Annotated in this window: 18 protein-coding genes and 1 pseudogene; 8 read left to right on the top strand and 11 right to left on the bottom strand. The window is 65.3% G+C overall.

Going from position 1 to position 21,404, the window contains the following annotated elements; genetic code table 11:
* On the top strand, positions 1–1,336 hold a 1,336-nt coding region (locus tag AC1D00_RS12260; protein ID WP_477010853.1), incomplete at its 5' end, for a phosphoenolpyruvate carboxykinase.
* Between the two features lie 251 nt (positions 1,337–1,587).
* Here AC1D00_RS12260 and AC1D00_RS12255 read toward each other — a convergent pair.
* The 3 genes from AC1D00_RS12255 to AC1D00_RS12245 all read right to left on the bottom strand — a co-directional run bounded on the left by AC1D00_RS12255 (position 1,588) and on the right by AC1D00_RS12245 (position 5,143).
* Positions 1,588–2,403 carry an acyl-CoA thioesterase gene (locus AC1D00_RS12255; RefSeq protein ID WP_477010852.1) on the bottom strand — a complete coding sequence of 272 codons (816 nt, stop codon included), beginning with the start codon at positions 2,401–2,403 and terminating at the stop codon, positions 1,588–1,590.
* A 27-nt stretch (positions 2,404–2,430) separates the two neighbouring features.
* A complete protein-coding gene (locus AC1D00_RS12250; RefSeq protein WP_477010851.1) occupies positions 2,431–2,562 on the bottom strand; it encodes a hypothetical protein in 132 nt (43 codons plus the stop codon).
* 64 nt (positions 2,563–2,626) lie between these two features.
* Positions 2,627–5,143: a glycogen/starch/alpha-glucan phosphorylase gene (locus AC1D00_RS12245; protein WP_404552327.1), complete on the bottom strand. Its 2,517-nt coding sequence runs from the start codon at positions 5,141–5,143 to the stop codon at positions 2,627–2,629.
* Between the two features lie 207 nt (positions 5,144–5,350).
* Between AC1D00_RS12245 and AC1D00_RS12240 the strand changes: the two genes are divergently transcribed.
* Positions 5,351–5,584, top strand: coding sequence for a hypothetical protein (locus AC1D00_RS12240; RefSeq protein ID WP_477010850.1), 234 nt, complete (start codon positions 5,351–5,353; stop codon positions 5,582–5,584).
* Positions 5,585–5,648: 64 nt separating this feature from the next.
* On the opposite strand, the gene AC1D00_RS12235 is transcribed toward AC1D00_RS12240, so the two are convergent.
* Positions 5,649–5,942, bottom strand: coding sequence for a GIY-YIG nuclease family protein (locus AC1D00_RS12235; RefSeq protein ID WP_135179293.1), 294 nt, complete (start codon positions 5,940–5,942; stop codon positions 5,649–5,651).
* Positions 5,943–6,125: 183 nt separating this feature from the next.
* Here AC1D00_RS12235 and AC1D00_RS12230 point away from each other — a divergent pair, with 183 nt between their 5' ends.
* Complete coding sequence (locus AC1D00_RS12230; protein ID WP_027547502.1) at positions 6,126–6,557, top strand: hypothetical protein; 432 nt, start codon at positions 6,126–6,128, stop codon at positions 6,555–6,557.
* A gap of 122 nt (positions 6,558–6,679) precedes the next feature.
* Here the strand turns inward: AC1D00_RS12230 and AC1D00_RS12225 are convergent, their stop codons facing one another.
* Both AC1D00_RS12225 and pyrE read right to left on the bottom strand, forming a co-directional pair.
* Entirely contained in the window at positions 6,680–7,450 is a 771-nt protein-coding gene (locus tag AC1D00_RS12225; RefSeq protein WP_477010849.1) for a DUF2865 domain-containing protein, read from the bottom strand.
* 249 nt (positions 7,451–7,699) lie between these two features.
* Positions 7,700–8,263, bottom strand: a complete 564-nt coding sequence (gene pyrE / locus AC1D00_RS12220; RefSeq protein ID WP_167771622.1) for an orotate phosphoribosyltransferase — start codon at positions 8,261–8,263, stop codon at positions 7,700–7,702.
* Between the two features lie 185 nt (positions 8,264–8,448).
* Between pyrE and AC1D00_RS12215 the strand changes: the two genes are divergently transcribed.
* Positions 8,449–9,075, top strand: coding sequence for a glutathione S-transferase family protein (locus AC1D00_RS12215; RefSeq protein ID WP_135179291.1), 627 nt, complete (start codon positions 8,449–8,451; stop codon positions 9,073–9,075).
* 138 nt (positions 9,076–9,213) lie between these two features.
* Here AC1D00_RS12215 and AC1D00_RS12210 read toward each other — a convergent pair whose 3' ends face one another.
* From AC1D00_RS12210 to AC1D00_RS12200, 3 genes and pseudogenes are all read right to left on the bottom strand, one after another.
* Positions 9,214–9,849: a LysE family translocator gene (locus tag AC1D00_RS12210; protein ID WP_477010848.1), complete on the bottom strand. Its 636-nt coding sequence runs from the start codon at positions 9,847–9,849 to the stop codon at positions 9,214–9,216.
* Positions 9,850–9,991: 142 nt separating this feature from the next.
* Entirely contained in the window at positions 9,992–13,066 is a 3,075-nt protein-coding gene (gene polA, locus AC1D00_RS12205) for a DNA polymerase I (protein ID WP_477010847.1), read from the bottom strand.
* 290 nt (positions 13,067–13,356) lie between these two features.
* Positions 13,357–14,043, bottom strand: a pseudogene (locus AC1D00_RS12200) (acyltransferase family protein); the annotation flags it as partial.
* 193 nt (positions 14,044–14,236) lie between these two features.
* Here AC1D00_RS12200 and AC1D00_RS12195 point away from each other — a divergent pair.
* Both AC1D00_RS12195 and AC1D00_RS12190 read left to right on the top strand, forming a co-directional pair.
* Positions 14,237–15,550 carry a UDP-glucose dehydrogenase family protein gene (locus AC1D00_RS12195; RefSeq protein WP_477010846.1) on the top strand — a complete coding sequence of 438 codons (1,314 nt, stop codon included), beginning with the start codon at positions 14,237–14,239 and terminating at the stop codon, positions 15,548–15,550.
* A 142-nt stretch (positions 15,551–15,692) separates the two neighbouring features.
* Positions 15,693–16,577 (top strand): aldose 1-epimerase family protein, encoded by an 885-nt coding sequence (locus AC1D00_RS12190; RefSeq protein ID WP_477010845.1) that lies wholly within the window; start codon positions 15,693–15,695, stop codon positions 16,575–16,577.
* A 50-nt stretch (positions 16,578–16,627) separates the two neighbouring features.
* Here AC1D00_RS12190 and AC1D00_RS12185 read toward each other — a convergent pair whose 3' ends face one another.
* On the bottom strand, positions 16,628–17,476 hold the full coding sequence (locus AC1D00_RS12185) for an MBL fold metallo-hydrolase (RefSeq protein WP_477010844.1): 849 nt from the start codon (positions 17,474–17,476) through the stop codon (positions 16,628–16,630).
* A 259-nt stretch (positions 17,477–17,735) separates the two neighbouring features.
* On the opposite strand from AC1D00_RS12185, the gene AC1D00_RS12180 reads away from it, so the two are divergent.
* Entirely contained in the window at positions 17,736–18,551 is an 816-nt protein-coding gene (locus tag AC1D00_RS12180) for a winged helix-turn-helix domain-containing protein (RefSeq protein WP_477010843.1), read from the top strand.
* Positions 18,552–18,584: 33 nt separating this feature from the next.
* On the opposite strand, the gene AC1D00_RS12175 is transcribed toward AC1D00_RS12180, so the two are convergent.
* The gene (locus tag AC1D00_RS12175) at positions 18,585–19,718 is read right to left on the bottom strand and encodes an alpha/beta hydrolase family protein (protein WP_477010842.1); all 1,134 of its coding nucleotides are present in this window, start codon (positions 19,716–19,718) and stop codon (positions 18,585–18,587) included.
* 243 nt (positions 19,719–19,961) lie between these two features.
* Between AC1D00_RS12175 and pgm the strand changes: the two genes are divergently transcribed.
* On the top strand, positions 19,962–21,404 hold a 1,443-nt coding region (gene pgm / locus AC1D00_RS12170), incomplete at its 3' end, for a phosphoglucomutase (alpha-D-glucose-1,6-bisphosphate-dependent) (RefSeq protein ID WP_477010841.1).

Raw genomic sequence — 21,404 nt, 5'->3', positions numbered from 1 at the left:
CTATCAGGACTTCCTCAAGCACGCCGAAGGCAAGAGCCTGTTCGCGCAGGACCTCTACGGCGGCGCTGATCCGGCCTACCGGATCAAGACCCGCGTGTTCACCGAGCTCGCCTGGCATTCGCTGTTCATCCGCACGCTGCTGATCCGCCCCGAGGCGGTCGAGCTGTCGACCTTCACGCCCGAGCTCACCATCATCGACATGCCGAGCTTCCGCGCCGATCCGAAGCGCCACGGCTGCAAGTCGGAGAACGTCGTCGCGATCGACTTCGCCCGCAAGATCGTGCTGATCGGCGGCTCCTATTATGCCGGCGAGATGAAGAAGTCGGTCTTCRCCACGCTGAACTACTATCTGCCCGAGCGCGGCGTGATGCCGATGCACTGCTCGGCCAATGTCGGCGCCAAGGGTGATGCCGCGATCTTCTTCGGGCTTTCAGGCACCGGCAAGACCACGCTGTCGGCCGACCCGAACCGCACCCTGATCGGTGACGACGAGCACGGCTGGGGACCCAACGGCGTCTTCAATTTCGAAGGCGGCTGCTATGCCAAGTGCATCAAGCTGTCGAAGGAAGCCGAGCCCGAGATCTACGCCGCTTCGACGCGCTTCGGCGCGGTGCTCGAGAACTGCGTGCTCGACGAGGACACCCGCGTGGTGGACTTCGACGACGGCTCCAAGACCGAGAACACCCGCTCGGCCTATCCGCTCGACTTCATCCCGAACGCTTCGCGCACCGGCCGCGCGCCGCAGCCGAAGAACGTGGTGATGCTCGCCGCTGACGCCTTCGGCGTGCTGCCGCCGATCGCAAAGCTGTCACCGGCGCAGGCGATGTATCACTTCCTGTCCGGCTACACCGCCAAGGTCGCCGGCACCGAGCGTGGTCTCGGCAACGAGCCGCAGCCGGAATTCTCGACCTGCTTCGGCTCGCCCTTCCTGCCGCTCGATCCATCCGTCTACGGCAACATGCTGCGCGACCTGATCGCCCAGCACAATGTCGACTGCTGGCTGGTCAACACGGGGTGGACCGGCGGCAAGTACGGTGTCGGCTCGCGCATGCCGATCAAGGTGACCCGCGCGCTGCTGACGGCAGCCCTCGACGGTTCGCTTCGCAACGTCGAATTCCGCACCGACAAGTATTTCGGCTTCGCGGTCCCGACCGCGCTGCCGGGCGTGCCGAGCGAAATCCTCAACCCGGTCAACACCTGGAAGGACAAGGACGAGTTCGACAAGACCGCCCGCGCGCTGGTTGGCATGTTCCAGAAGAACTTTGCCAAGTTCGAAGCCCAGGTCGACGCCGAGGTGCGCGCGGCCGCGCCGGACGTGAAGCTCGCGGCAGAGTAGGTTCGCATCGTTTGAAATGCGAAAGGGCGGCCGCGAGGCCGCCCTTTTTGTTTGGGGCGTTTGCGAGCATTGGCGCAAGCCACACCCTCGATGTCGTCCCGGCGAAGGCCGGGACCCATAACCACAGGAAGTGGTTTGGCGAAGATTCATCGTGATCTTTTCTTCGCCGGTACTTGCACCGCGCTTCCTCGACAGATCACGCGGTATGGGTCCCGGCCTGCGCCGGGACGACGCCGTGGAGACAGTCGTGGCTACGCCTTGAAATACGCGATCTGCGTCGTGGTCGCGAGCAGCCGTCCATTCGGGGACCACAGCTCGGCGTTCTGGTCGGCGTAGCTCTTGTGCATGATCTTCGAATCGGCGGTCGCCAGCACGCGGGTGATGTCCTCGGCCGCGAGCTCTTCGCTGTCGGTGTGGAAATAGGTCGTCAGCGACACCGTGCCGAACGGCACCAGCTCGCGCCGCGCGTGGAAGATGCGGCCGAAGAAGGCGTCCGACATCGACATCAGCGACAGCATGTCGAGCTTGCGCGGGGTGCGGTCGCTGATCCAGATTTTCGAATAGGTGCTGGCGAGCTCGACCTGCGGCGGGCCGATCCGCATCTCGCCCTCGACGAAGCGGAATTCGTACTGGTTGGCCCAGGACGCCGAGAGTTTCGGGAATGGCAGCGTCTCTTCGAACGGCTTTGCGTCCGGGACCGTCGCCACCCTGTGCTCCCAGGACGGCCGCCGCTCGGCGAACACGGCGGTGGCGAGCGTCGCGACCTCGCCGCCGCCCTGCGACAGTTCGACGCTCCAGTGCTGGCTGGAGCGATTGGCCTTCACCAGACGCAAATCGAGATCGAACGGGCCCTTGGCGATCGGTGCGCAGTAATTGACGGTGAGGGCCAGTGGATCGCCGGCGGCTTGCGGATGCTCGATCAGCGCGCGCAGGATGGTCGCGGCGGTGGCGCCGCCGAACGGGCCGACAAAGGCCCAGTAATCGTCGCTGGTGTGCCCCTGCCAGCTGGAGTCACCGGCGTTGATGCGGGTGGCGTCGTCGAACGGGTGCGGGAGCTTGGCGTGCATCGGTGATCCTCGGTGTCTCCCCGACCGTCATTGCGAGCGCAGCGAAGCAATCCAGAGTCTTTCCGCGGAGACGGTCTGGATTGTTTCGCTGCGCTCGCAATGACGGCGTGGCCACGGCGTCCGTATCGACGGCGCCGCCTTGGGGATGATGACGATCATATCATCATCCTCGTCGCGAGATGCAATAACCTCGCAGATAACGCCGATTTCACACTGCGGAAAATCAGCCCGCGACGTCGCGCAGGTCAGGCAGCAGCGGCGTGGTCGGATTGACCGGCACGTTCCAGATCTCCTCGGCATATTCGCGGATGGTGCGGTCGGAGGAGAACCACGCCATGCGCGCGACGTTGAGGATGGAGGCGCGCGTCCAGGCCGGCGCCACCTGCCAGCGCGCATCGACCGAGCGCTGCGCCTCGTAATAGGAATCGAAATCGGCGCTGACCATGTAATGGTCGAGATAACGCAGCGCATGCGCGATGGATTCGAAGCGGCCGGGATCGCCGGGCGAGAACTCGCCGGCGCCGACCGCGTTGATGGCGCGCTGGAGCTTCGGCGAATTGCGGATCACGTCGGAGGCATCCAGGCCCTGCTTGCGCCGGATCATCACGTCGCCGGCCTCCATGCCGAAGATCGCGATATTCTCGTTGCCGACATGGTCGCGGATCTCGATATTGGCGCCGTCGAGCGTGCCGATGGTGATGGCGCCGTTGAGCGCCAGCTTCATGTTGCCGGTGCCGGACGCTTCCATGCCGGCGGTCGAGATCTGCTCGGACAGGTCGGCCGCGGGAATGATCACCTCCGCGAGGCTGACATTGTAGTCGGGCAGGAAGACGACCTTCAGCTTGCCGCCGATCGCGGGATCGTTGTTGACGACATCCGCGACGTCGTTGATCAGCTTGATGATCAGCTTGGCGTATTTGTAGCTCGCCGCCGCCTTGCCGGCGAAGATCTTCACCCGCGGCACCCAGTTGCCGTTGGGATCGTCCTTGATCGACTGGTACAGCGCGACCGTCTCGATGACGTTGAGCAGCTGGCGCTTGTATTCGTGGATGCGCTTGATCTGCACGTCGAACAACGCGCCCGGATCCACCTTGATGCCGAGCCGCTCGCCGATCAGTCGCGCCAGGGCCGTCTTGTTGTGATGCTTGACGGCACGGAATTTCTTCTGGAATTCGACGTCGCTGGCGCGCGCCTCGATCAGTGAGAGCTGCGTCGGATCGTCGAGCACGGCCTCGCCGCAGGTCTCGCGCAACAGGTCGGTCAGCTTCGGGTTTGCCAGCATCAGCCAGCGGCGGAAGGTGATGCCGTTGGTCTTGTTGGTGATGCGGCCGGGATAGAGATGGTTGAGATCGTGGAACACGGTCTCGCGCATCAGGTCCGAATGCATCGCCGAGACGCCGTTGATGCGGTGCGAGCCGACGAAGGCGAGCTGGCCCATGCGCACGCGGCGGCCGCTCTTCTCGTCGATCAGCGAGACCGAGGCGCGGAAGTCGATGTCGCCGGGCGCGCGCGCTTCGGCGAGCGCCAGATGCTGGACGTTGATGCGGTAGATGATCTCCAGGTGCCGCGGCAACAGGCGCTCGAACAGCTCGACCGGCCAGGTCTCCAGCGCTTCGGGCAGCAGCGTGTGATTGGTGTAGGAGAGCGTGGCGACCGTGATCTTCCACGCCTCGTCCCAGCGGAAATTGTGCAGGTCGACGAGGATCCGCATCAGCTCGGTGACGGCGAGGCTCGGATGGGTGTCGTTGAGCTGCACCGCGACCTTCGACGACAGGCTGCGGAGTTGGCCGTCGGACGACAGATGCCGCTTGACGAGATCCTGGAGCGAGGCCGAGACGAAGAAATATTCCTGGCGCAGCCGCAGCTCGCGGCCCGCCGGGCTCTCGTCGTTCGGATAGAGGAATTTGCAGATCGCTTCGGCGCGCGACTGCTCGGCGCTGGCGCTGACATAGTCGCCCTTGTTGAAGGCGTCGAGCTTCAGCGGATCGGGCGAGCGTGCCGACCACAGACGGAGCGCATTGACGTGCTGGCCGCGCCAGCCGACGATCGGCGTGTCATAAGCGATGGCCTGCACGGTCTCGCCCGGATGCCAGATCGCGCGGTCGCGGCCCTTGTCGTCGACATGCTCGACGCCGCCGCCGAAATGAATGTTGTAGATCACTTCCGGCCGCTGCAATTCCCAGGGATTGCCGAAGCCGAGCCACTCGTCCGGATATTCCTGCTGCCAGCCTTGGTTGATGATCTGGCGGAACAGGCCGTAATCGTAGCGGATGCCGTAGCCGATTGCGGGGATCGAGAGCGTCGCCATGCTCTCCATGAAGCAGGCGGCGAGCCGCCCGAGGCCACCATTGCCGAGCGCAGCGTCCGGCTCGCATTTGCGCAGTTCGGGCAGGGAGACACCGAGATCGCCGAGCGCGACCTCGAAGATTTGGAGCAGCCCCATATTGTTGAGCGCATCGGTGAACAGGCGGCCGATCAGGAATTCGAGCGAGAGATAATAGACGCGCTTGCGCCCCGCGTCGTAGCTGTGCTTCTCGGCCGTGAGCCAGCGATGCACGATGCGGTCGCGCAGCGCGAGCGCCGCGGCCTGGTACCAGTCGTGCTTGGTCGCCATGCCGGCGTCCTTGCCGATGGCAAGACGCAGCTTCGCCAGGATCGCGCCCTTGATCTCGGCCAGCGCGAGCTCGTCGATGGGCTGGCCGGGGGCGGCAAAATTGGGCTGGAACGATTGATCTTGCAAAGCCGTCACTTCCTGGTCGACAGAAACACCACTAACCCTACGCGTCTTGCCTCTGCACCGGAACTGTCGCCGGTGCGGCCGTGCACTGCGCTGGCGTAAATTTATGCAAGGAACGGGCCGATTTGGGAACCCGGACGAGCACGGAGAAGCGTGGATTTGGTGCTAGAATGGCGACCAATTCAGCCATCAGTGTGGAGGAGATGCGCCATGAGACTGCTGATCGAAATCGCCGCCGCGGCCCTGCTCGTCGTCTGCATCTCCGCCTCCAGTGCTGCGTTTGCTGGCGGCAAATCCAGCCGCAGCGCCGACGGTTTGAGCTGCGGCTTCACCGTCCCGCAAAACGCAACGCCAGCCGCCCGCTGCGCTGCAATCAAACGCCAATGCGGCGGCAAGTTCTACGCGAATGCGTGCGGGGACAGGTTGATGTCGGCGGCGAATTGAGGCGGGTGGCTTGCTGAGAAGATGGTGTCGTCCCGGCGAAGGCCGGGACCCATACCCACCGCTGTCAGAGAAGATGCGAGAGATCGCGCCAATCCGGATTTTCTTGCTCGATCAAGCGAATCTTCCAGTCGCGTCGCCACTCCTTCAGCGCCTTCTCGCGCCCGATCGCTTCGGATGGCGAAGCATAGGTCTCAACGTAAACAAGTCGCGTCACGCCGTACTTGCTGACGAACTTTGAACCGCGTCCCGAGCGATGCAATGACAGGCGATTGCTGAGGTCGTTGCAGATGCCGACGTATAGCGTGCCGTAGCGCCGGCTCGCGAGGATGTAGACGAAGTACGCGTCTGGTGCATTCATTGCTGAGCGCCCATTTCCGAAAACGTCGAACAGCGGTGGTTATGGGTCCCGGCCTTCGCCGGGACGACATTGTAGAGGCGTCGGAACAAATTAAGAACACTTTAGCAAGTCGTTGATATATCATTGTGATTCGGCGCGTTGCCGATACAACATCTAGCGTCTGTCCGACTTTGCGAGGACTACATGTCCACCATTGCCTTCGACCAGTTTGCCCTCACCCGGATCGCCGATTTCGCGCGCTCGCTGTCGCGGCTGCATCAGGCGGCGCGGCGCCAGAGGATCGATGACGACCAGTTCGACCGCGAATTCAACGCGGTGTGCCAGTCGATCTGGGGCTACACCATCGACGACATCAGCGACGATCTGTTCGCGGTCGAGGATCACCTGTTTCTCGATACGCTCGACGAAGCGCATGCGCGCATCTTCGCGGCCGAGCAGGGATATGACCTCGTTGGCGATCAGGGCATGCTTACCGACTGGTGGGGTTTCTGCTGGATGATCCTGGCCGAGAAGCGCGGGCTGCTGACTCAGGAAAACCGCGCCGCCGCACGCGCGGCGATCGAAGAGAAATATCTGGCGGCACCGAACGTGATCGGGGTGATTATCGGGAGGTGACGGCCTCAATCCTCATCCTGAGGAGCTTGCGAAGTAAGCGTCTCGAAGGATGAAGGCCGAGCTTCAGCAGTCGGGCCTTCATGGTTCGAGACGCGCGTTCCGCGCTCCTCACCATGAGGATTTCAATCCAGCCCCGCCCGCTTCGCCGGCTTCGCCTGCGTCTTCGGCACCGTCACGTCAGGCAGCGCTTCGCGCACGATCTCCGCCGGCGCATCTGCAGCCACCGTGTCTGCGCGCACCGGCGCCACCTTCATCTCGCCGAGCCGCGCACGGACCTGTGCGGTGAGGCCGGGATAGGAAGCGACCGGGGTGAACTCCGCGGTCTGCTCCATGCCGAGGCGGACGCCGGTATAGGCCACGAGGCCGTCGCTGGTCGCGATCACGTCGCCGGCCTTCAGCGACGAATCCAGCGCGAGATCGACCGGGGCGAGGCCGACCGGCTCGCGGCCGTTGCAGGTGCAGTCGGCGCGCAGCGCCTTGCGATAGGCGAATGCGTTCTCGCTGTCGGCGTAACGCTCGCCGGTCTGCGAAGCAGCGCCGTCGATCGAAGAGCCGAAATAGACCTTTGTCGCGGTGGCAGGACAGAACGCCTGACACATCTGGGCGGGCGAGGTGAGGCCGCGCATCAGCGGAAAATATTTGCCGTCGCAACTGCGCACGCAGAACGCCGGGCCCGAGCCGCCGGCGGCCGCCGCGCGTGTCGGCGGCGCATACTGGGCTGCGGGATTCGGCTGGCCGGTGAAGGGATCGGCGTAGGAGTTCGCCTGCTGCGGCACCTCGCGCTGCGGCCGTTGCTGCTGCATGCCGCCGAAGAAGAAGTCGAACAGGCCTTCGGCCGAAGCCGGGGCGGGAGCTGCAAGCAGCGGGGCTGCCAGGGTGGCGGCCACAAGCATCGCGCGACGCCGCTGGCGCGCATGGGACATGACTGTGCGCAATGCTGACTCCACCCGACGCTACTGAACCGGCCGAGACCATCAGGTCTCAGCACATGATTCACCGTAATGCAGGATGGTAAATGAGCAGTTGAGCGGAGGCGGATTCAAGTCGAGGCCGTGACCTCTTCAAGGCCAGGCACAGCTTCCGGCGGATCGTTGCTTCCGGGCCACGCCCCGGGCATGGACGGCCGGGACTGTTTCGCGGCCTCAAGCCTTCAAAAACTCCGACGCCTTGTAGAGCGCGCGGAACGGCAGGCCGGCCGCGCCGAAGGTGTCGGTGGCGCCTTCCTCGCGGTCGACCATGGTCAGCACCAGCACCACCTCGGCACCGGTCTCGCGCACGGATTCCACCGCCTTCATCGCCGAGCCGCCGGTCGTGGTGACGTCCTCGACGATGACGACGCGCTTGCCCTGAAGCGTCTCGCCCCTGGGCAGGCCTTCGATCGCGAGCTTGGCGCCGTGCTCCTTCGGCTTCTTGCGCACGAAGAACGCCGCGATCGGATGGCCCTTGATCCAGGAGATCTGCGCCAGCGCGCCGGCGAGCGGCACCGCCCCCATCTCGAGCCCGCCGATGAAATCCAGATTGTCGTCCTTCAGCGCCTCATAGGTCAGCTCGGCGAGCAGCGTCGCGCCTTCGGGGTCGAGCATGGTCGGCTTGAGGTTGAAGTAGAAATCGCTCTTGCGGCCCGACGCGAGCGTCACCTCGCCGCGGCCGAAGGAGCGCCGGCGGATGATTTCGAACAGGCGGGCGCGGGAGGCTGATTTCGACACGGCGGTCCCTCGGGAGCGTTTTTGGAAGTGGCGGAATTTATCCGCGACGGCCGCGACATTCCAGAGGGGACCGGCCCAGTCAACAGGGATCGGCCGACGATCGGCCATCCCGGACCGCCGGTTGTGGGGCCGCAACCTTCTGGAGTAGGTGAGGGCTCATGCCTTTTGGGGAAGGGAAACGACGCATGACCATCGAGCTGCACACCTGGAACACGCCGAATGGCCGCAAGATCTCGGTTGCGCTGGAGGAGATGGGGCTGCCCTACAAGGTGATCCCGGTGAACATCACCAAGGGCGAGCAAATGGCGCCGGAGTTCCTGAAGCTCTCTCCCAACAACAAGATCCCTGCGATCGTCGACCCCGAGGGGCCGGACGGCAAGCCCGTCAGCATCTTCGAATCCGGCGCGATCCTGCTCTATCTGGGTGAAAAGACCGGCAAATTCCTGCCGAAATCGCTTACGGGTCGTATCCCGGTCTACGAATGGCTGATGTGGCAGATGGGCGGCTTCGGCCCGATGCCCGGCCAGGTGCACCATTTCATCGCGCTCGAGAACGAGCAGGACCGCGCCTACGGCCTGAAGCGCTTCATGGCCGAGACCCGCCGGCTCTACGGCGTGCTCGACCGCCGGCTGGCGGACCGCGACTTCGTCGCCGGCGACCTCTCGGTTGCCGATTTTGCCATCCTGGGCTGGGCCTGGCGCCACCCTCGCCACAAGGTTGAGCTGGCGGATTTCCCCAACGTCAAGCGCTGGTACGAGGCCCTGATGGCCCGGCCGGCGGTGAAGCGGGGAATGGACGCGAAGCTGGATTGAGCGAGAATGCCGTCATCGCCCGCCTTGGGCGCACTTGCGCACTGGGGCGGGCGATCCAGTATCCAGAGGCGGTGGTAATTGAACCGAGAGGCCGCAGCGTACTGGATGCCCCGCCTTCGCGGGGCATGACAGTGTGCCTCACACCTTCCGCGCTTCCACAGCCATCCTGACCGCAAGCCCGGCCRGCACCGTGCCCATCAGCCAGCGCTGCACTAGCATCCAGCTCGGCCGGTTCGCCAGGAACAGCGCGATCGAACCTGCCGCGAGCGCGATCATCGCGTTGACGCTGACGCTGATCGCGATCTGGATCGCCCCCAGCACCACCGACTGCGTCAGCACGCTGCCGGCTGCGGGATCGATGAACTGCGGCAGCAGTGCCAGATACAGCATCGCGATCTTCGGATTGAGCAGATTGGTGACGAAGCCCATCGCGAATAATTTGCGCGGGCTGTCGATCGAAAGCGTCTTCACCTGGAACGGCGAGCGCCCGCCGGGCTTCACCGCCTGCCAGGCCAGCCACAGCAGATAGCCGGCGCCGGCGAAGCGCAGCGCGTCATAGGCAAAGGGAATGGCGAGCAGGAGCGCCGTGATGCCGAACGCCGCGCACAGCATGTAGAACACGAAGCCGAGCGCCACGCCGCCGAGCGAGACGATACCCGCGGCGGGCCCCTGCGTGATCGAGCGCGAGATCAGGTAGATCATGTTCGGTCCCGGCGTGAGCACGAGGCCGAGGCAGACGAGGGCGAAGCCGAGCAGGGCGGGGGTGTGGGGCATGGGTGAACCGGTGCGGGAGACGGCACGGTTCTAATATGCGCCGCGCGGTGGTGCCATCACGCAATTGCTCGGAGGACAATTGGATTCGCATGTGGCTATGGGTCCCGGCCTTCGCCGGGACGACACCGGAGGTGAGGCGAAATCAATGCGCCTCGTCCCAGTTGTTCGCTGCGCGCGCATCGACGTGCAGCGGTACCGAGAGCAGCACGGCCGGGAACGGCGCGTCCTGCATGACGTGCTGCACGACCGGCAGCGTCGCCTCGACCTCGGCGTCCGGCACCTCGAAGATCAACTCGTCGTGCACCTGGAGCAGCATCTGCGCTGACAACTTCTTCTCGGCCAGCGCGTCCTCCACGCGCGTCATGGCGCGGCGGATGATGTCGGCGGCGGTGCCCTGGAGCCGCGCGTTGATCGCGGCGCGCTCGTTGAAGGCGCGCACCGAGGCGTTGGAGGCCTTGATGTCGGGATAGTGGCACTTGCGGCCGAACAGCGTGGTGACATAGCCGTGGCTCCGGCAGAAATCCCGCGTCTCGTCCATATAGGCGCGGATACCGGGGAAGCGTTCGAAGTACTTCTTGATGTAGGCCGAGGCCTCCTCGCGCGCGATGCCGAGCTGGTTGGCGAGGCCGAACGCCGAGATGCCGTAGATGATGCCGAAATTGATCGCTTTCGCGCGGCGGCGGATCTCGCTCGGCATGCCCTTGATCGGCACGCCGAACATTYCCGACGCGGTCATGGCGTGAATGTCGAGACCGTCGCGGAACGCCTGCTTCAGCACGGGGATGTCGGCGATCTCCGCCAGCAACCGCAATTCGATCTGCGAATAATCGGCGGAGACGAGCTTGTGCCCGGGCGTGGCGATGAAGGCGCGGCGGATCTTGCGGCCGTCCTCGGTGCGCACCGGGATGTTCTGCAAATTCGGCTCGTTCGACGACAGCCGGCCTGTCGTCGTCGCGGCCAGCGCGTAGGTCGTGTGCACGCGATGGGTGTGCGGATTGACGTAGGTCGGCAGCGCGTCGGTGTAGGTCGATTTCAGCTTGGAGACCTGGCGCCATTCCAGAATCTTCTTCGGAAGGTCGTGGCCCTGCTCGGCGAGCTCGTCGAGCACCTGTGCGGTGGTCGACCACGCGCCGGTCTTGGTCTTGGTGCCGCCCGGCAGGCTCATCTTGCCGAACAGGATGTCGCCGATCTGCTTGGGGCTGCCGACGTTGACGGGCTCGCCCGCGATCTCCTGGATCTCGGCTTCGACGCGTGCGGCGGTCTGGGCGAAATCGCCTGACAGCCGCGACAGCACCTGGCGGTCGATGGAGATGCCGCGCCGCTCCATGCGCGCGAGCACTGCGACCAGTGGCCGCTCTAGCGTCTCGTAGACCGCGGTCATGTGCTCGGCGATGAGGCGCGGCTTCAGCACGCGCCAGACGCGCAAGGCCATGTCGGCGCCTTCCGCCGACAGCGGCGCGGCCTTGTCGATCGGCACCTGGTCGAACGTGATCTTGCCCTTGCCGCTGCCGAGCAGCTCGCCCTCCTTCAGCATGGCGTGGCCGAACCAGCGCTCGGCGAGCGATTCCAGCCCGTGCGAGCCGCGGCCGGCGTCGAGCACATAGGAGATCAGCTGCGCGTCGTCGGTGTTGCGCAAGGTGATGCCGTGCTGCGCCAGCATGACGGCGGTGAACTTGACCTCGAAGCCGATCTTGAGAATGCCTGATGATTCCAGCACCGGCCGCAGCGCTTCGATCGCGTCGGCATGCTTGACCTGGTCCGGCGCGAGGCCGGCGTCGAACAGGCCGGCGCCGCCGCCGGACTGCTTGTGCGCCAGCGGCACGTAACAGGCGTCGTTCGGCGCGAGCGCCAGTGCAACGCCACAGAGATCGGCCTGCATCGGATCGATGGAATTGGCACGGATCTCGATCGCGACATGGCCGGCATCGTGGATGCGCGCGACGAAGGCGTTCAATTCGGCGWGCGTCTTGATGGCCTGGTACTTGGCACGATCGACCGGAAGCTTGCGCAGCGCCTCTTCGCGCGCGGCGGCGAGCGAGATCGGCGCGCCCTTGATGCTGGCCGACTTGTCGCCCTTGTCGCCGCCCGTTGCCGCCGCGGCGGGGGTAGCGAAGAGATCGCCGGAGGCCCCGGACGGTTTTGCTTTCGCCGCGCCGTCGCCGGCCCTTGCGCCGCTGCTGTTCGACGCATCGGCATCGACATTCGCCGGATCGATCTGCGAATAGTCCGCGACGCGGCGCGTCAGTGTCGTGAATTCCATCGCCTTCAGGAAGGCGATCAGCTTGCGCGCATCGGGCTCGTGGACGGCGAGGTCGTCAAGCGGCACCTCCAGCTCGACCTTGTCGTCGAGCAGCACGAGCTTGCGCGAGATCCGCGCCTTCTCGGCGTTCTCGATCAGCGCCTCGCGGCGCTTGGGCTGCTTGATCTCGGTGGCGCGGAACAGGAGCTGCTCGAGGTCGCCATATTCGACGATGAGCTGCGCCGCGGTCTTGATGCCGATGCCGGGCACGCCGGGCACGTTGTCGGTGGAATCGCCGGCGAGCGCCTGCACCTCGACCACCTTCTCCGGGGGAACGCCGAACTTCTCGATCACCTCGGGGACGCCGATGCGGCGATCCTTCATGGTGTCGTACATCGTGATCTTGTCGTTCACGAGCTGCATCAGGTCCTTGTCGGAGGACACGATGGTCGTGGTGGCGCCGCGCTCGGTGGCCTGCCGCGCATAGGTCGCGATCAGATCGTCGGCCTCGAAGCCGCCTTGTTCCAGGCAGGGCAGGTCGAAGGCGCGCACGGCTTCGCGGATCAGCGCGAATTGCGGGATCAGATCGTCAGGCGCCGGTGGCCGGTGCGCCTTGTACTCGGGGTAGATCTTGTTGCGGAAGGTGACCTCCGACTTGTCGAACACGATGGCGAGATGCGTCGGCCGGTTGTCGGCCGGCATGTCGCGCAAAAGCTTCCACAGCATGTTGCAGAAGCCGAGCACGGCGTTGACCTGAAGACCGTCCGACTTGCGGTTCAGTGGCGGCAGCGCGTGATAGGCGCGGAAGATGTAGCCGGAACCGTCGACCAGGAAGATGTGGTCGCCCTTGCCGGCCGCCTTGGCGGCGACCGGTTTGGCAGCAGCTGGCGCAGCAACGGATTTGCTGTCGGCGGCCGTCTTGGGCGCGGCAGCCTTGGTGTCAGCTTTGGCGGTGGTCTTCGGGGATGTTTTGGGCATGGCCGCAATGTATGAATTTTTGCGGGCTTTGACAGCCTTGAACATTGGGTATTTGGGGCGATTCCCACACCTCATCGTCGTCCCGGCGAACGCCGGGACCCATAACCACAGGGAGAAGTTTGGCGATGACTAGCAGTTGAACGATTAGGCCGTGGTATGGAGACCGTGATCCATCGATAAATCACGCGGTATGGGTCCCGGCGTTCGCCGGGACGACGGTAGAGAGCGTCGCCCAGCTACTCCGCCGCCTGCAACCGCACGCCCGCCTTCTTCGGCGCGATCCAGAATGGGCCGGCATTGACCAGCGCCCAGGTCGCGAGTGCTGCGAGTGCGGGCGCAGGATGGTTGCGCGCGCGATCCGACAGCGCGAACACGTAGGGCGCGAACAGGTAGCCCGAATAGAAATAGACGAAGCGCGCGCAGAACTCGTCGATCGCGGTCCAGCCGGTCGTGATGCGTGCCGTCTCCAGCGCGGCGGCGACGAGCCAGATCGCGAGCGGCGGGACGCGCCGTGTCAGTTTTGTGACGACGAAGAAGACCGGCAGCAGGTAAATGAACCAGAGCGTGCCGAACGGCTCGATGAAGGATTCGAGGTATAAGAGGCCTACCTCGCGCCAGCTCGTCTCCGCCGCGAAGGCGGGCGCCTTGAAGCCGAACTGGATTGTCACCCAGACGACATAGAAATAGGCGAAATGCACCACCTTGCGGTCGAGATAGGTTCGCCAGTCGCGGTCGATCACCAATGACAGGAACAGGCCCGAAATCAGGAAGAAATCCGGCATCCGAAACGGCTTTGCAAAGGCCACGGCGACATGCATGAAACCGGTCCCGCCGGCGGCGAGCTCGACCCCCAGCACCGAATGCATCATCACGACCATGACGATGCAGATGCCCTTGGCATAGTCGACCCAGTCGACACGCGCGGCAGCCGGGGGCTTGAGTCCCCCGCTCGCGGCGATTGTGCCGGTTGCTGCCATGGTGTCCCTTTTCGAGCCGTGTTCCGCCCGGTGCTGTCCGGGCGCGAGGCAGTGTGGAGCCTTGCGGCTTACGATTTCTTTACCGGTACAATTCGCGTGCCGGTTTTTGCGCGCGGACGGTTCCCTCGCCCCGGGAAAATGCTAAACCGCCCCATGTTGGGGTTTCGTTAACCAAGCCAAAACAGGGTTTTCCATGCGAATCGCGATGATCGGAACGGGCTATGTGGGACTGGTGTCCGGAGCCTGCTTTGCGGATTTCGGTCACGACGTCACCTGCGTCGACAAGGACGAGAAGAAGATCGCAGCGCTCCATCGCGGCGAGATCCCGATCTACGAGCCCGGGCTCGACGAGCTGGTCGCGAGCAACGTCAAGGCCAAGCGGCTCGATTTCACCACCGACCTGTCGAAGCCGGTGGCGGATGCCGACGCCGTCTTCATCGCGGTCGGCACGCCGTCGCGCCGCGGCGACGGTCACGCCGATCTGTCCTAYGTCTAYGCCGCCGCRMGMGAGATCGCGCAGTCGCTGTCGGGCTTCACCGTCGTGGTGACGAAATCGACCGTKCCGGTCGGCACCGGCGACGAGGTCGAGCGCATCATCCGCGAGACCAAYCCSAARGCCGACGTCGTYGTTGCTTCGAACCCCGAATTCCTGCGCGAGGGCGCGGCGATCCGCGACTTCAAGTWTCCCGATCGCGTCGTGGTCGGCACCTCCGACGAGCGCGGCCGCAAGGTGATGGGCGACATCTATCGCCCGCTGTCGCTGAACCAGGCGCCGCTGATGTTCACGGARCGCCGCACCGCCGAGATGATCAAATAYGCCGCGAATGCGTTCCTCGCGACCAAGATCACCTTCATCAAYGAGATCGCGGACCTTTCCGAAAAGGTCGGCGCCAACGTGCAGGAGGTCGCGCGCGGCATTGGCCTGGACAACCGSATCGGCACCAAGTTCCTGCACGCAGGTCCCGGCTTCGGCGGCTCGTGCTTYCCGAAGGACACCAAGGCGCTGATCAAGATCGCGCAGGACTACGACGTGTCCCTGCGCATCGTCGAATCCGTGCTCGCCGTCAACGARAACCGCAAGCGYGCGATGGCGCGSAARGTSAGCCAGGCGCTCGGCGGCTCGCTGCGCGGCAAGACCATCGCCGTGCTYGGYCTCACCTTCAAGCCCGACACCGACGACATGCGCGATGCGCCGTCGATCCCGCTGGTGACCGGCCTGATCGACATGGGCGCCAAGGTSAAGGCCTTCGATCCCGTCGGGATGGAGCAGGCSAAGAGTGAGCTGCCCAGCATCAYYTATTGCGAGGACGCCTATTCCTGCGCGGAAGGCGCCGATGCRCTCGTCATCGTCACCGAATGGGTGCAGTTCCGCGCTCTCGATCTCGACCGGCTGAAGGCGACCATGGCGCAAGCCGTCATCGTCGATCTCCGCAACATCTACCGCCCCGAAGAGATGGAAGCGGCCGGCTTCGTCTATGAGAGCGTCGGGCGGTCGTCTCACGCCTAGCACGCCGCGGAGAGCTGAGCTTTCGCGACCTTTCGCCCGCCTCGTCCCGAGGCGGGCGAAATAGTCTCCGGTGCGATATGATCGGTCACACGAGGGCAGCCGCGCCCGGCCCGTCAGCCTCGCTGCCGCTATGGAGATTGTCATGACCGACGACACGCACACGATCCGCAGCGGCGGGCTAACCGCGACCATCAAGGCGCACGGCGCCGAAATGTGCTCGCTGAAGAGCGATGCCGGCGTCGAATTCGTCTGGCAGGCCGCACCGGCCTGGCCGCGCCACGCGCCGCTGTTGTTTCCGATCGTCGGGCGTCTTGCCAACGACGAATTACGGCATCGGGGCAAGACCTACCGGATGACCCAGCACGGCTTTGCGCGCGATAGCCGCTTCGCGTGGGCGGAGCGCGGCGAGAGCCGCTGTGTGCTGGTGCTCGAAGACAGCGAGACGACGCGCGCGCTCTATCCGTTCGCATTCAGGCTGATCGTGACCTACACACTCGACGCGGCCGGCCTCGACGTGGCGCTGAAGATCGTCAACACCGGCGCGGAGACATTGCCGGTGTCGCTCGGTGGCCATCCCGCTTTCAACTGGCCGCTTCAGGCTGGAGTGTCGAAGGAGAGCTACGCGCTGACGTTCACGAACGAGGAGCCGTCTCCGGTTCGCCGTGTCGAGGGCGGACTTCTGCTCGCGGCAACGGATCCGAGCCCCGTCCGAGGCACGGTGCTTCCTCTGTCGGAAGCCCTGTTCACCGTCGACGCCGTCATCTTCGATCGCATCAACAGCGATGCGGTCCGCTATGCGGCCGGGCAGGGCGCCGGGCCTTGGCTCAAAATGTCATGGCGCGGCTTTCGCGAACTCGGCGTCTGGTCAAAGCCGTCAGGCGCGCCGTTCCTCTGCATCGAGCCCTGGCGCGGCTATGCCAGCCCCAAAGACTTCAACGGTGAGTTCAGCGACAAGCCGGGCCTGATGCACATCGCGGCCGGCGCGGAAGAAGAGCTGTCGTACCGGATCGAGGTCGGATCGTCCTGAGGCGGGATCGCCTCCGCGCTCACATCCCGCGGAGAGTGAACCGATGGTCCTCAGACCTCGATCCGCGTGAGATCCTCGCCGAGCACGACGGGACCGGAATAGTCCTGCCGGACATCCGCGAGCAGCGCGTTCAGCATGGAATCGTCGGTGCGCGGCCGGTGATGGGTCAGCGCTAGCTTCTTYACGCCGGCCTTGGCCGCGACCTTGCCGACCGTGTCGCCGCAGGCGATCGTGAATTTCGCAAGCCGGCGGAGGTGCTCGTTGTTGATCTCCGGCGTCGCGAGAAAGCAGCACTGCACCAGCAGGTCGGCTCCCTCCGCCAGTCGCTCCAGACCGGGGCAGGGGACCGTGTCGCCGGAAATCGCAATGACCTTGCCCTCCGCCTCGAAGCGGTAGCCGAGACACATCCAGCGCGCGAGGAAGGCCGGCGGCATGTCGAGGCCATCGCCATGCGAGACGAGCTCGGCGCTGATCTTCCAGCGCCCGGTGTCGAGAACAGGACCCGGCACGATGTCCGTTGCGACGACCGGTTTCCAGCCGCCGAAGGTCGGCTCGCCCCGGTCGCGCCAGGTGATGTCCTTGTCGTAGACCTGTGTGACCAGCGTGTTGACCAGCCGTTCGGTGTCCGGCGGCCCATAGATGCGCAACTCGTCCCTGCGCCCGTGCATCCATGAGTTCAGCATCACATCGTAGAGGTCGCCGATGTGGTCGAAGTGGTGATGGGTGAGAAAGACCGTGTTGATGGCGCCGAGCGGCACGCCGGCCTTGCTGAGCTGCACCATGACGCCGCGGCCTGCGTCGAACAGGATGTTCTCTCCGCCGAGCCTGATCAGCGTGGTCGTCGCCATGCGGCGCGGGTCCGGGCGCGGGCCGCCGGTGCCGAGCAGTATGACGTCCATGGCGCCCCCTCCAGCGTCCAGATCCTTGTGGACTTACAGTAGGTTTGAAGTCCGCGGCGGGGCAAGCCGCAKCGGGTTCCCGCGATCGGCGGTCCTGGGCCGGCTCCCGGCGCTCGCGCGAACCATGCCTGCGTGATGATGCGCGGGATGAGAATTGTGGGCCAATTCATACTTAATGCGTCGAGACTGTGACCAATATTGTTCAGGCAGCACAACACGCCTAGTATTCCAGCAGGCAATTCGGGGGCTCGAACCAGTTGTGAATGTACGTTCACATGACAGCGCATTGCGCAACGACTTGAATTTTCAGGCCGGGCCGCAAGCACACAGGATATCCACCATCGTGGCTGATTCCGCACGTCAGGAGGCGCGTCCCGCAGGCCGCGAGCGGCTGATCGTCGTCGAAGACGATCCGGTGACGCGGACGATGCTGGTCGGCTACTTCAGCGACAACAATTTCGACGTGGTCGGCGCCGGCTCCTGCGCAGAGTGCCGCCAGGCGCTGCGCGGGCGCGCCGACCTCGTCTTCCTCGACGTGCAGTTGCCCGACGGGGACGGCTTCGAGCTCGCCAAGGAAATCCAGGCGACCAGCAACGCGGGCATCATCTTCGTGACCCGCCGCGACACCGACGTCGACCGCATCCTCGGCCWCGAGATCGCCGGCGACCACTACGTCACCAAGCCGATCAATCTGCGCGACCTGCTCGCGCGCGCCCGCAGCGTGCTGCGGCGGCGCTCGATCGACCGCAAGGCGGCGCGCAACCACAATTCGATCGCCTTCGGCGACTGGATCATCGACCTGACGCGGCGCGAGCTGCTCGGCAGCGACGGCAAGCCGGTGTCGCTGACGCGCGCCGAGTTCGACCTGCTGGCGGCGCTCGTCGGCGCCGACGGCAGGCCGCTCAGCCGCGACTATCTGATCGAGGTCGTCAGCAACCGCCAGGCCGAGGTCGACATCCGCACGGTCGATGCGCTGGTGGCGCGGCTGCGCCGCAAGCTCGTCGGCAGCGGCACGCCCGTGATCGCGACCGTCACCGGCGTCGGCTACAAGCTCGCGCTCAGCGAGCGGCTCTAGCCTCCTCCGCGAATGTTCTGATCGCCCTCGCGCCTATCGCGCGCGGGCGCTCTGGTCCGTTATTGTCCCTTGCGCAGCTCCGGCGAGCCGGTCATCGACCGCGTAGAGCGTGCAGGTGGGCGACCATTTCATGCAAGCCGCGAGCGAATCGCGCTGGGCGTCGTCGACCGTCGCGCGCCCCGAACGCCAGCCGTAGCCGCCCTTGGGCGACACCGCAAAAGCCTTGTGCGGCACGGTGCTGGCGAGATAGCGCGCGAACTCGGCGCGCGCGGCCTCGTTGAGCTGGCTCGGCGGCGGCAGCGGATCGGGCGGGCTCAGGACGTCGTGGCCGAGCCCGCGCTCGCGCAGGAAGGCGTCCACGTACGGCGTCCATTGCGGACGGCCGACCACGGAATAGAGATAATGGCCATCGTCGCCGTAAGGCGCCGCCGCGACGAATTTCACGTTGCCACCATTGCCGCGAAACCCGTCATAGAGCCGGCGGGCGAGATCGGGCCCGAAGAACAGATCGTTGGTCGCGTAAACCCACAGCATCGGCACGCGGGATGTCTTGCCGAAGGTGGCGAAGGCCTGCACCAGGCCGCCCTCGTTGCAGACGTCGTCGTCGTCGCGCGAGCCGCGGCCACCGGCAAAGCTGATCGCGGCGACGAGACCGGGCGGCGCCTGCGCCGTCAGCGCGACCGTGGCGAGCCCGCCGGCGGAATGGCCGGCCGCGATCATGCCCGATGTCGTGACGTCGGTCCTGCGCCCCATCGCATCGATCGCCGCGCGCAAATCCGCGACCGCAATCGCCGCCGCCGGCATGTACGCGGCATTGGCGCAGCCGCCGACGCTGTCGACGCGTCCGCCCGGCGAGGTGCCGTAGCCGCGCCGCATCACGATCAGCGCGGCAAAGCCGCGCCGGGCGTATTCCAGCGCGATGCCGTAATATTTGTGCGCGGACATGGTGGCGCGGTCGTCGAAACTGCGCGGCGAGCCGTGGCTGAGCAGCGCGAGCGGATAGCGCTTCGTCCCCGCCGGGCGCACCAGGAACGCCTCCAGCCCCTGCGGCCCGGCCTCCGCCATCGGGATGCGCAGATCCTCGGTGTAGAACTCGGCGGCGCGCGCCGGCGCGCCGGCCACAACGAGGCTGGCGATCAGCAGGAGCAGCATTCGCGGGAGGATCATGGGACGATTCGAAAGGCGGCGATGGTGTCGAGCATAGCATGATCCCATAGCCCGGATGAGCGAAGCGACATCCGGGACAAGCGGTCCCGCATATCGCTTCGCTCATGCGGGCTAGAGGATGATCATTCCGGGTTGGCAGCCAAAGGAACGCCTTCCCCCTCGCGAGTGTTGTGCCCTTGGCGGGCGCCCGGCCGATGCTATGGTGTCCCGCAATCTCTGTGACGACAGGACGAGGATATTTCAGTGGCTGATGTTCATCCCGCGGCGGGCAAGCAGGTCTCGCCGGACGCGCTCACCAACATTCCACGGCTGGTGACGGCCTATTTCGCCGGCAAGCCCGACGTGGCTGACCCGGCGCAGCGGGTGGCGTTCGGCACCTCCGGTCATCGCGGCACCTCGTTCAAGACCACCTTCAACGAGGGCCATATCCTCGCGACCACGCAGGCAATTTGTGACTACAGAAAGGAAAAGGGGCTGACCGGCCCGCTCTTCATCGGCATCGACACCCACGCGCTGGCCGAACCTGCTCTCGTCAGCGCCGTCGAGGTGTTCGCGGCCAACGGCGTCGACGTCATGATCGACAAGGACGGCGGCTACACGCCGACGCCTGTGATCTCGCACGCGATCCTCACCTACAACAGGGGCCGCACGTCGGGTCTGGCGGATGGCGTCGTCGTCACGCCCTCGCACAATCCGCCGGAAGACGGCGGCTACAAATACAATCCGCCGCATGGCGGCCCGGCCGACACCGATGCGACCGGCGTCGTCGAGAAGCGTGCCAACGCCYATCTTGCCGACGGGCTCAAGGGCGTCGCGCGCATGGACTACGCCAAGGCGCGCAAGGCCGCGAACGTGCATGCTTACGACTTCATCACGCCCTACGTCGCCGATCTCGGCAACGTCGTCGATCTCGATCTTGTCAAATCCGCCGGCATCAATATCGGCATCGACCCGCTCGGCGGCGCCGCCGTGCATTACTGGCATCCGATCATCGAGCGCTACGGCCTGAAGGCCACGGTGGTGAACGAGGCGATCGATCCGACCTTCCGCTTCATGACGGTCGACTGGGACGGCAAGATCCGCATGGACTGCTCCTCGCCTTACGCGATGGCGAGCCTGATCGGCATGCGCGACCGCTTCGACGTCGCCTTTGCCAACGACACCGATGCCGACCGCCATGGCATCGTGACGCGGACCGGCGGCCTGATGAATCCGAACCATTATCTCGCGACGGCGATCTCCTATCTGTTCGCGCACCGCCCGAACTGGGGCAAGGATGCCGCGATCGGCAAGACCGTAGTGTCGAGCTCGATCATCGACCGTGTCGCGAAAAAGCTCGGTCGCAAGCTGGTCGAGACGCCGGTCGGCTTCAAATGGTTCGTCGACGGCCTCCTCACGGGCGGCTTCGGCTTCGGCGGCGAGGAGAGTGCAGGGGCCTCGTTCCTGCGCCGCGACGGCACGGTGTGGACCACCGACAAGGACGGCATCATCCTCGGCCTGCTCGCCGCGGAGATCATGGCGAAGACCGGCCGCGATCCCAGCCAGCTCTTTGGCGACCTCACCGCCGAGTTCGGCATGCCCCATTACGCGCGCATCGACGTCGCGGCAACCACGCCGCAGAAGAACATTTTGAAGTCCGTCACGCCCGAGCAGCTCGGCCTGAAGGATCTCGCCGGCGATCCCGTT

It is taken from the genome of Bradyrhizobium sp. P2_E8 (assembly GCF_056403875.1).
This window is presented reverse-complemented; position numbering and strand designations above follow the sequence as displayed.